This is a genomic window from Flavobacterium flavigenum (assembly GCF_027111255.2).
Lineage (GTDB): Bacteria > Bacteroidota > Bacteroidia > Flavobacteriales > Flavobacteriaceae > Flavobacterium > Flavobacterium flavigenum.
Genome location: NZ_CP114285.2, coordinates 442,486 through 454,941 on the forward strand (window position 1 = coordinate 442,486; position 12,456 = coordinate 454,941).

Consider the following 12,456-nt stretch of genomic DNA (forward strand, 5'->3'; position numbering starts at 1 on the left):
CACTTCGTACTTTTGCCCCATGAATGATAATTTTACAAATGAATATTTTGGCATCGGCATTCACAATGGTAAAACGCCTGAAAATTTGGGTGTTTTGTGGAGGTCGGCTCAAAACCTGGGGGCAACTTTTATATTTACGATTGGCAATCGGTATGCCAAACAAGCCTGTGATACACATGATGCGGTAAAAGCGATTCCGTATTTTCACTATGAGAATTTCGAAGCTTTTTTTGAAAATTTACCCAAAGGAGCGCGATTGGTTGGTGTGGAATTACATGAAAGTGCTTCAGACTTAGAAACCTTTGAACATCCCAGACGCTGTGTGTACCTGTTAGGCGCAGAAGATCACGGTTTGCCTAAAAAAACAATGGAAAAATGCCATCATCTGGTGAAATTCAAATCTGAAAAAAGTTTAAACGTTGCTGTGGCAGGAACTATTGTGATGTATGACCGGAATTTGCCTAAGCCTCGTTCTTAATTCCGAGAAAAAAAATATCATTAAAGACGGTTCTCGATACATTTTTTGTTCCGTTTCTCTGCACAAAAAATACTCGAACTGACGAATCCCTAAAAAGTTACTAGTGCTAATTTAGTAATAAATCCATCATTTGATATAAAATAGAAACGTTTCATTGCCCTACTTTTAAGAGTATTAATAACTTAAAATTTTAAATCATGGAAAATTCGAATCGCTACACCAGCGAAGCATTAGCAAAATGCCCTTATCATGCACAGCTTGCGCAGGCACAAAACAATGATGAGCGTGAAGAAGCGAACAACGGAGACTGGGATGACCAGCGCGATGAGGATGGAACAGATCCGAACCGTTATGAGGAAGAAGGCGGCAATAATAATTCAGGTGGCGCAGGAAGTTCCGGAAGTGCTGCTACCAATAGCTAGTAAAACTAAATTTATATTGCATAGGAATTTAGAGTTACTAAAAATATAAGAAAGCGATAAGCTTATACCAATAGAAAAAACAATAAAATCTTCTTAGGGAGATTTTATTGTTTATACCAGATATTTTAGGGTTTAATCTGCCCCTTTTTTCTCTTTCGCGATAGCTATATCCTCGCTATCCGGCTGCATTTCGTCCTGTTCTAATTCGGCTGCCGCTTCATATTGCAGGCTGATGAAAATAGGAAAATGATCCGAGCCAAAATTGTGAAGCCTTTTCATTTCCCTAATTTTTAAATGCGTCGAAATAAAAGCATGATCTAAAGGAAACCTCAGGAAAGGATAATGGGCATGAAAAGAATTGTAGAACCCTCTCCCCTTTCTTGGATCGAGAAGTCCGCTCATTTTCAGGAAAAGTTCGGTGGTGTAACTCCACGCCACATCATTCAGATCACCAATCACAATTACCGGCAAGTCTGAATCTTTGGCCAGATCGGCAACTAATAAAAGTTCCTTATCCCGCTCTTTCGAGGTTGGATTTTCCATAGGAACAGGCGGCTCAGGATGCACTGCAAACATTTGAACGGCTTGTCCGCCCGGCAAAATAATTTGGGTATGGATAGAAGGAATGTCGTTTTCGACCAGATATTTTACTTCGGTATTTCGAAGTTCCAGTTTAGAATACAACAACATGCCATACGTATTTTCTAAAGGCACTTTTTTATAAAACGGAAAATGTTCTTCGAGTGAGTTCGTTTCTTTTTCCCAGACAGTGTGCGTTTCCAGCAAAAGCACCACATCCGGATTTGCTTTGTGGATTTCTTCCAGACAGCCTTTGTAATTGGTATTAAACTGATACACATTGCTAATCATGACACTGAATCTGTTTTCGGGTATTTCAGTAGTAATGCGCTGCACATGTTTTTTTCCCAGCACTGTAAAAGGCAGTATTTGTTTTAAAAGGTAGCATGCATTTACCACCATGATAAGCAAAAGCAGATCATTAAAATCATACTCCTTTCCGCTACTGTAAAATGCAAGAAATACAATGCAGATAGTAGTAAGAACCAGTTTCTGAAGTCTTGGATAATCGCAAACCCGGAAGATCCAGTATTCATTTTTAATGAGTGGAATAAAAGTAATAATTGCCAATATAATAGAAAGGACAAAGAAAAAGTACTGCATAAACCGGGATACAAGAATTTAATATTATATAACTGTAAGATAACGTATTTTTTACTAATTGGCAATAAATACGGAATAAAGCACAGCTACAATATAAATGATAATTAAGTAAGCAATTCCAAGAATCGTATAAAGAAATACGGGACGCTTGTTGTTAATTTTAGAAAGATACTAAGCCTGAAAAGCAATCATTTAAAGAATTAACCCATAAAAGATATTATTATGACAACAGATAACGAAAGAAATTACAATCAGGACGATTATACTTTCAACCCCGACAATCAAAGCTACATTGATCAATACGAACAGGAAAACAGCGACGAAGAAACTGCTGAACCTACCGAAAATGAAAATCTGGATACCGAATTCTCGAACGCACTTGATCTTGATGATTTTGAAAATGATTTTGATGAAAATGATGAACAAGAGGAAGATCCAAAAGAAAATGAAGAAGAAAATTACGATCAGGAAGAAATTACCGAACCCGATACATTTGCTGACGACGGTTATAAAATAGATTAGTTTTTATAAGTATCAAATTGAAATTTACGCCATCTTAAGTTGAAATTATGATTTAATAAAGCCTTTCAAAATACTACATTTTGAGAGGCTTACTAAAAAAAATGTTATGAAAGTTTCACTACTCACTATATTAGCTGCTTTCTTCTTTTCATGCCAGCAAAAGGAAAATAAAAAAGATACTGTTTATCCTTCGGATCCTGTTTCTACAAAGGAAATCACAGCAGAAAAAAAAGTTCAGGAGAATAAGCAAAATGGTGATACAATTTACATGCAACACAGAAATGAAAAGGGTTTCTTTGCAGCTGAAGGCGTTTTAGATTCCATTCATCAGAAAATATATGTTGTGTTTAAAAATGAAAATCCGGGTGAACTGAACGCAAAAATAATTACACCATCAGGTAAAGGAAACATTCGTTTCAACCAGATTATTTTTCCAGATCAAACTTCAGACGGCCCGTTTGGAATGGATTTAAAAATTCCGCTGACGCAAAAAGGAAACCACGTTTTAGTAATTGGGCATTCGCAAATGGCTGAAAATCCTTATTTTGGAAAATTCAGGGTGGAAGTTAATTATTAAAAAGCAGTATCAAAAAATAGAAATATCCTGATTATAAGGGAGTATAGAGATAATAAGGATTAACTTACTGCCTGGTGTGATTTACTCAGAATGCCATTTTGGATATAATTTTATAATCAGCCCTTTCAGTCGGTTTTGGTAATCCTCCATCAGCCACTCCTTATAATTTTTACTGGCGTTATCCAGACATTTTACATATTGTTTTACGCGCCATTCGATTTCAGGTGCTAATGCTTCAGCAAGCGAAATTGCCTGAGTCAGTGTTTCGGCATTCTCCAGACACATCTTAGCCTGCTGACGAACAGATTGCTGAATGACCGTTTTCGGTTTTTTATCGGTATCAATAGCTTCCTGATAATAGCTTTCGATATCAAACGTCATTTCAAGTGTTTTAGGAAACATCGCTCTTAATTCGGCCGAAAGTGCATGAGATTGTACCGAAGATCCGGAACCCGGCTGGTACCGCATTTGTTTTGCAAAAGCTTCAGGATGCTCGAAGGCAAATTTCCAGTCCACAGGATCCTGCCATTCACCAAATCGCTGGATATTATTACCCAGATCAATAATGGTAAACGCTTTTTTTGAAGCAAGCTTTCGGGATCCGCGTCCTATCATTTGATGGTAAAGGGTTATGATGTTGTTGCCCTGTTAAGAATGACATTCCGAATCCCAGGCTCATCAAAACCGGTGGTAAGTATCGAAACCGAAGTCAGTACAGCATTTTTTGTTCTTTTGAACCATTGCAAAATTTCTTTCCGCTCCTGATTCGGCGTTTTATTGTCCAGATGTTTGATGGCAATACCCGCAGCCGTAAAAGCTTCGCATACTTTTAGAGAAGTTTCAATACCATTATTAAAAATAAGTGTTTTTTTTCCTTTAGCCTTTTCTGTATAAGCCTGAAGCAATAAATCAAGCATGGCAGGCGAACTGTATAATTCGTTTGAAGAACTTACTGTATAATCGCCATGAATTCCGGTTTTTAAGGTATTCAGTTCTACCTCATAAGCAACGGATTGTGGCTTTGCCAGAAAACCATTCGCAATCAGGGATGCAATATCTTCTCCTGTTATCAGTGATTTGTACTGTTTTTTCATTGGTTTTGAAACATCAGAACTAAAAGGAGTTGCCGTTACTCCAATTATAAAGGCCTTTTTAAAACTACCCATTAATTTCCGGAAAGAATTATGATGCGCTTCGTCAATAATCACGAGACCCACATCCTGAACCTTTACTTTTTTGGATTTAATTCTGTTTCGCAATGTTTCTACCATCGCCACATAACAATTGCAGTCTGTTTTGAAATTATTGCTTGTACTGCTGATGATCCGGTTTTCGACACCTGTCTTTTTAAGCGTAGCCGAAGTTTGGGTGCATAATTCTTTTCGGTGTGTCAGGATTACAACCGTCTTATTAAACTGTTCTATAAATCTTCTGGCTATTTCTGAAAATACAACGGTTTTTCCGCCGCCAGTTGGTAATTGGTATAAAAGCCTGCTTTTTGATGTAGTGGCTATTTCCTCAAAAATAGCATCAATATCCCTTTCCTGATACCCGTAAAATGATGTTTTGGATTGTAGTGTTTTTTCCATGTCAGGTGCTGTCTTAAATCTTGTATCTGCTGTATTAAGTGAAAAAAACCTGTATCATTACATAATACAGGTTTTAAATGATTTTAATGTCAGAGATTATTATTTCTCGTCCTCTTCGGCAGCATCAAAGTTGATTGTATTGTAGGCAGCCTCAGTCAATAGTGTATCGGCTTCTTTTTCTTCTGCCAGTGTTTTTTCCAGTAAAAGTACTGCGTCGTCTTCACCTAAAGTAACACCAAAAGCAGCTAATGTTCCGTAAGTAGCAATTTCATAATGCTCTATTTTCTGGGATGCGGCAATAATTCCGGCGTCACGAACAGGGCCTTTTTCGGTTTCTTCCATGATGCTTTCGCCTTCTTTAATAAGACCTTCCATCGCATCGCATTTTTTAGCAACCGGTTTTTCCCCAACTAAAGAAAACACTTTTTCCAGTCTTTCCTTTTGTTCCTCGGTTACGGCTAAATGCTCGTTAATCGCTTTAATCAGATTTTCAGAAGTAGCATTTTTTGCCATTTTAGGCAATGCTTTGATCAACGCTTTTTCTGCCCAGTAAATATCTTTAAGCGAATCTATAAACAATTCTCTTAATCCATCTGCTGCAGATGATTTTGCTTTTACAACTCCTGCTGCATTTGTTTTAGATGCTGTTGCTGATTTACTTTTTGGAGCAGCTGTTTTGGCTTTTGTAGCCGTTGTTTTTTTTGCTGCTGTAGTTTTAGCTTTTGTAGCTGTGGTATTTTTTTCTGCGGTTTTCATAATAATTAATTTTTAAGTATATCCAAATTTACCTGTACCTACTGAATTTACTTTACAGAAATTTTTTAAATACTTACACTATTCAAATCTTTGCCTTTTTATTGTGACTAAATGAAATGTACGCTGTAGCAGAAAAGACTTCTATGCTTTCTGCTTCCCTATTTACATTATAAGTAAAATGACTTTTGTTACAATTTAGAACTACAACTGCATCAAAATTAGTCTCTTCTGACTTAATTTTGCATTCCCCGGACAGATCAGGCTTCCGGTTGTGACAGAAGATGAAAGAGACAGAATATGCCATCGTAGATATTGAAACCACAGGCGGGAATGCCAGTGGCAGCCGAATTACAGAAATTGCTATTATTATCCATAATGGCAAAAGTATTATTGATCGTTTTGAGACACTGGTCAATCCTCAAAAGGAAATCCCCGCTCCTATTTTTGCACTGACCGGAATTAATAACGAAATGGTACGGAATGCTCCCATTTTTGATGATATTTCAGAGAAAGTCTTTGAGCTCCTTACAGACCGCATTTTTGTTGCACATAATGTGAATTTTGATTATACTTTTGTTCGTCATGAACTGGAAAAATCGGGATTTAAATGGAAAGCAAGAAAATTATGTACCGTTCGTGCAGCCAGAAAAATTCGCCCGGGATATAAATCGTACAGTCTTGGAAATCTTTGCAAGTCATTGGATATTCCGTTACAAAACCAGCATCGCGCCGGCGGGGATGCAGATGCTACAGTTATACTATTCTCCCGATTATTAGAATGGGATGCCGATGGTCATCTGCAAAAAATGATTAAAAATACGGCACTGGACCAGCGTTTACCTCCTAACCTTCCTCCTGAAGATTTTGACGCTTTACCCGAAAAACCAGGTGTTTACTATTTTTATAATCAGGTAAACAAGGTAATCTATGTTGGAAAAGCAATCAATTTAAAAAAGCGTGTTGCGTCACATTTCAGCGGTCATAAAATCACGCCCCAGCGGCAGCATTTTCTTCGGGATATTCATGCGATATCTTTTGAAGTCTGTGCTACAGAACTTATGGCTTTACTGCTGGAATGTACTGAAATAAAAAAGCTCTGGCCGGTTTATAACAGGGCACTAAAGCGTTTCGAACCCAAATACGGATTGTATGAGTATGAAGCCCGAAGCGGGTATAAATATTTAGTTACTGGAAAACTCAGCAAGTTTCAAACCTGCATTGAACATTTCAATACCGTTCATGAAGGCATAAATATGCTTATGAGCCTGAAACAGGAGTTTGAAATTGATAATCGGTTTTGCAAATACGGCATCACTACTGCAGGAGAAATTTTTCCGGACAATACTACGCCTTTGCCCGAAGTGCAGACACATAATGAAAAAATAGAAAATGCAATTGATTATGTGCTAAGCAGCAGATCTAGCTTTGCTATTCTTGATAAAGGCCGTTCTGCAACCGAACGCAGCTGTATCTGGGTTGAAAACGGACATTTTTACGGCATGGGCTATGTTGCATCCGATATTGGATTTGCGGATCCGTCTGAGGTAAAGGATTATGTAACACCTTATATAAGCAATCAGTATATTATGCATCTTATTAATAGTTACGCCCAGAAATATCCTGGAAAAGTTTTTAAGGGAAGAGTTCCAAAAAAGAATCTTAAAAACATCTCCATATCGTTAGATGAAGCTGATTTTATTCACGGCTTATAACATAATCACGTTATTGTGTTGTAAATATGTGAATTACATAACACTTCATGATTTTTATATAAGTTAAAAAAGCGATTGCTGCTGTATTTTTGTACTTATCTAAAACACTCAAATCATGGAAAACTCAAACACATACAACAGCACAGCCTACAGTACAGAATCTCTACACAGCCAGATTTGTTTAGCCGATAATATCGATTTTATTTATAGAAAAGCCTACAGAGGAGACTGGGGACATTGGGATGACTTACCTGATACTACTACTACAACTGTGGATTGCCCTGGAAAAAACAGCGAAATGAATTCAATTGGACTAAGAAAGGTTCAAAATGAAAATAGCTACTTATAATGTAAATGGTGTTAACGGCCGTTTACATGTCCTCATTCGCTGGCTTGAAGAAGCTCAACCCGATATTGTTTGCCTTCAGGAGTTAAAAGCACCTCAGGATAAATTTCCGATCAAAGCAATACAGGATGCGGGTTATAATGCGATATGGCATGGACAAAAGCAATGGAACGGAGTTGCTATTCTGACCCGCAATCTTGAAATTGAAGAAATTACCCGGACACTTCCCGGAGATGAAGAAGATGTTCAAAGTCGTTACATCGAAGCACTTATTGGTGGTATCGTTATTGCGTGCCTCTATCTTCCGAATGGCAATCCGGCACCGGGACCTAAATTCGAATACAAGTTAAAATGGTTCCAAAGACTTTCTCATCGTGCTGAAATCTTGCTTGGCCTTAAAACTCCTGTAATTCTGATAGGTGATTTCAATGTTATGCCTACTGAATTAGATGTTTATAAACCCGAAAAATGGCTAAAAGATGCCCTCTTCAGACCGGAAGTCAGGAAAGCTTTTAACAATATTGTGACACAGGGATGGACAGATGCTATCCGTACTTTATATCCGAATGAAAAAATCTATACTTTTTGGGATTATTTCAGAAAAGCTTACGAAAGAGATGCCGGTCTACGAATTGATCACTTTTTATTAAGTCCGCAACTAGCTAAAAAATTAATTGCCGGTGGTGTTGACCGTCATGTCAGGGGCTGGGAAAAAACCAGTGATCATGCACCGGTTTGGATTGAACTCCATGATGTAAAGTAAAAACCTAGCCATTTAAAAAATCACATAATAGAAAAAAAACCTGCAATAATCAATACTGCAGGCTTCTGAATCAATAACTAGTGTTATAAAGTAATGAATCATAATAGATAGAATCCCTACCTATTCTTTTTAATCTCATTGCACTACTGTTTTGGAACAGCTGTGGTGTCTGTAATTACCGTAGTAGTATCCTGAGGAACATTTGTAGTATCTATAGCTGTAGAATCAACAGTTACTGCGGTTGAGTCGTAAGTTGCATCTGCAGGAACAGTATCTGCTTTTTTACAGGAAAAAGAAAGTCCGGCTACAAGAACTAACAAGGCAATTTTGGTTTTGATACGTGTTTTCATAATAACATCTTTTTTATTAATATTGAATAATTTCAAATTTAGGTGTTGAATACCTTAAATTCTTACATAATTATTATTAATTTTTATAGAATACCAGTATTAATACATTAAATATTAAGATGTTATGAATTTCTTGTTTTTTAAAAATTATCAGCCTTAACTTTATCTCATAAAAATTGGTCAGCTATAAATATTTAAAATGGTTATAGTTCCTAAAACATCAAATTACAAAACAACAGCAATATTGTTTCTCTTAGAACTGCTCCTGATAATAAGGTCTGATTCAATTATTTTGGTTATCACTTCGTCACTTTCCTTATTCTTCAAAATATGATCAAAGTAAACCATGGCTGCCTGATACCCCAGTCTTTCACTATTTTGATCTACGGAAGATATAGAAGGTGTAATGATTTCCGTAAAAGGTTCATTAGCATATCCAAAAATACCAATATCCTCAGGTATCTTAAGTCCGGATTGCGTAATGGCCAGCATAATTCCCAAAGCCTGAATATCTGATATAGCCAGGAATGCGTCAGGAGGTTCTGGTAATGCAAGAAGCTTAAGGGCAGTCTGAAAAGCATTTTCTTTACTGATATTATCCTCTACAATAAAATGATCCGGAACGTACATTCCGGCTTCATTAATCGCTCTGATGAAACCTTCTTTCCTGTTCATATATAAATCCATATGCAGCGGTCCACCAATAAATGCAAGCCGCTGGTAACCTTCATCAATCATGCTTTTTGCAGCTTTATAAGTTGCATCCTTATTGTCGTTTATAACTCTGTGACCCGGAAAATTTTCATCACAGCGGTCAAATTGAATAACATTGATTTTATGTTCTAAAACCTGCCCGAGAACATTAGCAGACTGTGTTTCTTTAGAAAGAGAGATCAAAATGCAGTCGACATTCTGGTGAATAAGAGTTTCGATAGCTGTTTTTTCAACATCTGATTTTTCATGAGACTGGCAAATAATCAGATTATGTTTGTTTTCAGTACATGCTTTCTCAATTCCGGAAATAGCATCCGAAAAGAAATTCTGATTGATATGAGGTACAATTACACCAAGGGTCATGGATGAACCACGTCTTAAGTTTGCTGCCTGTGTATTGTGTTTGAAATTAATTTCGGCGGCTTTTTTTAAAACAACCTGCCTTACTTCTTCCTTTACACCCGGCTTACCATTCAGGGCTTTGGAAACATAAGATACCGAAAGTCCAAGTTCTTTTGCTAAGTCGTATATCGTGATTCTTTTTGTGTTCATTGTTGTAAATATATTTTAATGAATCTACTTGTAACCATTGGGTAAAAATTATTAAAGTCGTTAGTTCAGGTGTTTTTGTGCGGTAAACAGCTCTATTTTACACTTACAACCAGAGGGTTATTTATTTCATGATAAAAATTTTCCAGATAGTCAAACCATTTCTTTGCATCCGTAAATTTTCCTGCTTTATCCCATGCCGCACCTGAATAGTAAATGATGGGTTCATTATTTTGAACTGTAGTTTTTGCTAAGAGCTGTATTTTGTCTGCCCACATATTGCTGACCGGCGTCGTCAATATGACTCCTGTAGCTGTTGTGCCATTTTTATCAGAAGCTGGCTCCCAATATGCCATAATTCCCTGCTGTTCATTGAGTAAAATCTTTCCGGGATTAGCTCTTTTGCTGATTCCTGCGACAACCGGCAATGTTTGTGTTTCATCAAAAGTGTAGCTATTCTCGATGCGACTGAGCTGTGAACCGGCATCGAGTGATATGGTTTTTATTACACTGGCTTTTATTCCGCCAGCATTCCATGTATCATAAATCAATTGAAAAGTGGATCGTAACGGACCATTGTCGAGCATTTTCCACCGATGATAATTAGCTGAATAGCGAATAGTATCTTTTACATATGGTGCCATATTTCCTGCACCTAATGTATGCCCAACCTGATAATAATCCAACCCATCTCCGTGATCGGTATGGTAATCTGCCAGTTTATAACGTTCATTAATGACCATTTTATTAGTTCGTTTGACCCATACATCAAAACCATAAGCATCTTCGTTTGACCCTTCAATTGCTTTGCCATACGTACGAAAAGCAATCTGATCGTTCTCCCATGCAAAATCATCTTTGCGTTCCGGAACATACCTGGCATAGGTCTTTACTGTAAATACTTCGGGCTTTCCTTTCTGAACAAAAAGAGTCAGTGTTGATTTTGCTTTTATATCTACCTGAACCAGCAAATTCTGAATAACAGAAGACATTCGGTGCTCTAACTGAAAAATCACCTGTTTCTTCGTTTTTGGATTAATTACAACAAAATTTGAAGTATCGATTTCAGGATAACGTTCTAAAATGTTTTTCCAGCTTATGGCTACAACAGCCTCTTTGCGATCTAAATCCGAATGGTTTTCGATACTAATAGCTGCCTTATTTTGTGCCCAAAAACACATCGGAATACTAAAAGCGAAATAAAAAAAGAGTTTAATTGACTTCATGAACATTGATTTTAATTATCGTGACACACCATTACAGATATTAATCATTTTTGTTTTGCATAAAATCCGGGAAACCGCTTTTTGTCCATTCTACAACTCTTGCACGTGTTGCACGATTTTTATCAGATAATTCATGACCGTGAATTTCTTTGTAATCCCTTGCATGATAAATCATTATAGTAGATTTTCCGTCTTCGCTTGTAGTAAATGAATTATGTCCGGGCCCAAATCTTTTTAGTTCTTCATTTGTATAGAATACGGGTGCCGGAGCTTTATGCCAATTCGCAGTATTCAGTAAATCAGTATTTTCATCAATCCATAACAAACCCATGCAATAGTTATGATTTGTGGCGCTGGCTGAATAGGTTACAAATATTTTTCCGTTCTTTTTAATTACGGCCGGACCTTCGTTTACATTGTATTTTTCCCTTTCCCAGCTGAATTCAGGTTCTGTTAAAATAATTTCAGGTCCTGTAAGAGTGGTTGCGTTTTTCATTTCAGACAGGACCAAAGCAGTTCCATTATCCCCACCCCTTACATTTTGTGCCCATATAAGATATCTTTTGCCTTTATGCTCAAAAGTAGTTGCATCCAAAGAGAACGATTCTTTTTGTGTTTTCAACTGACCTTCTTCTGTCCATTTACCTTCCATCGGATTTGCGGAAGGATTTGACAAGACCCACATCCTTATATTCCAGATATTTTCAGACTCCCCTGCAGCAAAATAAATATACCATTTACCGTTTATTCTATGCAGTTCAGGCGCCCAGATATGGCTGCCCATTACTCCTTTTTCATGTTTGTGCCAGATTTCTTTTTCTTTCGCTTCTTTTAATCCGTTAATACTATTGGCTTTTCGTAATACAATACGATCATATTCAGGCACTGTTGCAATTAAATAATAGTCACCATTATCTGCTTTATATACCCATGGATCAGCTCGCTGCTCTGCAATTGGATTATTGAATGCAATGGTTTGTGAATTGCCCAGATATGGATTGATTCCGGCGATTATTGCCAAAATTAAAATTCGAACTAATTTCATGTTTATTTATATATTTATTTATTTATGCTTGTAAAAATAATTTGTAAAAACTGGTCACTAAGCAGCTTTTTGACGTCTCTTGTGTAAATGCAATTGGGTTTATCATACTCACCATTTGAACACTAATTAGTATGTCTAAAAACGTAAAGTAAACTTCACTAATAATTATATATTTATAATAATTGTATAATCAACACTTACAAAAAAAGGCATTTTTTTTATAAA

15 protein-coding genes are annotated in these 12,456 nt (G+C 36.8%); 7 read left to right on the plus strand and 8 right to left on the minus strand.

Annotation, left to right across the window (positions count from 1 at the left end; translation table 11 throughout):
- Nucleotides 1–19 precede the first annotated feature (19 nt).
- Together OZP09_RS01550 and OZP09_RS01555 are read left to right on the plus strand one after the other, a co-directional pair.
- Nucleotides 20–478, plus strand: coding sequence for an RNA methyltransferase (locus OZP09_RS01550; protein WP_163397865.1), 459 nt, complete (start codon nucleotides 20–22; stop codon nucleotides 476–478).
- A 197-nt stretch (nucleotides 479–675) separates the two neighbouring features.
- Complete coding sequence (locus tag OZP09_RS01555) at nucleotides 676–900, plus strand: hypothetical protein (RefSeq protein ID WP_269236176.1); 225 nt, start codon at nucleotides 676–678, stop codon at nucleotides 898–900.
- A 132-nt stretch (nucleotides 901–1,032) separates the two neighbouring features.
- Here the strand turns inward: OZP09_RS01555 and OZP09_RS01560 are convergent, their stop codons facing one another.
- On the minus strand, nucleotides 1,033–2,082 hold the full coding sequence (locus OZP09_RS01560) for an endonuclease/exonuclease/phosphatase family protein (RefSeq protein WP_269236177.1): 1,050 nt from the start codon (nucleotides 2,080–2,082) through the stop codon (nucleotides 1,033–1,035).
- Between the two features lie 222 nt (nucleotides 2,083–2,304).
- On the opposite strand from OZP09_RS01560, the gene OZP09_RS01565 reads away from it, so the two are divergent.
- Together OZP09_RS01565 and OZP09_RS01570 are read left to right on the plus strand one after the other, a co-directional pair.
- A complete protein-coding gene (locus OZP09_RS01565; protein ID WP_269236178.1) occupies nucleotides 2,305–2,604 on the plus strand; it encodes a hypothetical protein in 300 nt (99 codons plus the stop codon).
- 106 nt (nucleotides 2,605–2,710) lie between these two features.
- Nucleotides 2,711–3,181, plus strand: coding sequence for a hypothetical protein (locus OZP09_RS01570; RefSeq protein ID WP_281310160.1), 471 nt, complete (start codon nucleotides 2,711–2,713; stop codon nucleotides 3,179–3,181).
- Between the two features lie 81 nt (nucleotides 3,182–3,262).
- On the opposite strand, the gene OZP09_RS22575 is transcribed toward OZP09_RS01570, so the two are convergent.
- From OZP09_RS22575 to OZP09_RS01580, 3 genes are all read right to left on the minus strand, one after another.
- Complete coding sequence (locus OZP09_RS22575; RefSeq protein ID WP_349293618.1) at nucleotides 3,263–3,796, minus strand: hypothetical protein; 534 nt, start codon at nucleotides 3,794–3,796, stop codon at nucleotides 3,263–3,265.
- Nucleotides 3,797–3,810: 14 nt separating this feature from the next.
- Nucleotides 3,811–4,770 (minus strand): DEAD/DEAH box helicase, encoded by a 960-nt coding sequence (locus OZP09_RS22580; protein WP_349293619.1) that lies wholly within the window; start codon nucleotides 4,768–4,770, stop codon nucleotides 3,811–3,813.
- A 99-nt stretch (nucleotides 4,771–4,869) separates the two neighbouring features.
- Nucleotides 4,870–5,526: a YciE/YciF ferroxidase family protein gene (locus tag OZP09_RS01580; protein ID WP_269236180.1), complete on the minus strand. Its 657-nt coding sequence runs from the start codon at nucleotides 5,524–5,526 to the stop codon at nucleotides 4,870–4,872.
- Between the two features lie 281 nt (nucleotides 5,527–5,807).
- Between OZP09_RS01580 and OZP09_RS01585 the strand changes: the two genes are divergently transcribed.
- The 3 genes from OZP09_RS01585 (at nucleotide 5,808) to xth (ending at nucleotide 8,347) form a co-directional block, all read left to right on the plus strand.
- Complete coding sequence (locus OZP09_RS01585; RefSeq protein ID WP_269236181.1) at nucleotides 5,808–7,238, plus strand: exonuclease domain-containing protein; 1,431 nt, start codon at nucleotides 5,808–5,810, stop codon at nucleotides 7,236–7,238.
- A 115-nt stretch (nucleotides 7,239–7,353) separates the two neighbouring features.
- Nucleotides 7,354–7,587, plus strand: coding sequence for a hypothetical protein (locus OZP09_RS01590; RefSeq protein WP_269236182.1), 234 nt, complete (start codon nucleotides 7,354–7,356; stop codon nucleotides 7,585–7,587).
- Nucleotides 7,568–8,347 carry an exodeoxyribonuclease III gene (gene xth / locus OZP09_RS01595; RefSeq protein ID WP_281310161.1) on the plus strand — a complete coding sequence of 260 codons (780 nt, stop codon included), beginning with the start codon at nucleotides 7,568–7,570 and terminating at the stop codon, nucleotides 8,345–8,347. The genes OZP09_RS01590 and xth overlap by 20 nt, the downstream gene beginning before the upstream one ends.
- A 143-nt stretch (nucleotides 8,348–8,490) precedes the next feature.
- On the opposite strand, the gene OZP09_RS01600 is transcribed toward xth, so the two are convergent.
- The 4 genes from OZP09_RS01600 to OZP09_RS01615 form a co-directional block, all read right to left on the minus strand.
- Complete coding sequence (locus OZP09_RS01600; protein ID WP_269236184.1) at nucleotides 8,491–8,697, minus strand: hypothetical protein; 207 nt, start codon at nucleotides 8,695–8,697, stop codon at nucleotides 8,491–8,493.
- 225 nt (nucleotides 8,698–8,922) lie between these two features.
- Entirely contained in the window at nucleotides 8,923–9,963 is a 1,041-nt protein-coding gene (locus OZP09_RS01605; RefSeq protein ID WP_269236185.1) for a LacI family DNA-binding transcriptional regulator, read from the minus strand.
- 92 nt (nucleotides 9,964–10,055) lie between these two features.
- Nucleotides 10,056–11,186, minus strand: coding sequence for a BT3233 family polysaccharide utilization protein (locus OZP09_RS01610; protein WP_269236186.1), 1,131 nt, complete (start codon nucleotides 11,184–11,186; stop codon nucleotides 10,056–10,058).
- A gap of 40 nt (nucleotides 11,187–11,226) precedes the next feature.
- Entirely contained in the window at nucleotides 11,227–12,231 is a 1,005-nt protein-coding gene (locus OZP09_RS01615; protein ID WP_281310162.1) for a glycoside hydrolase family 43 protein, read from the minus strand.
- Nucleotides 12,232–12,456 lie beyond the last annotated feature (225 nt).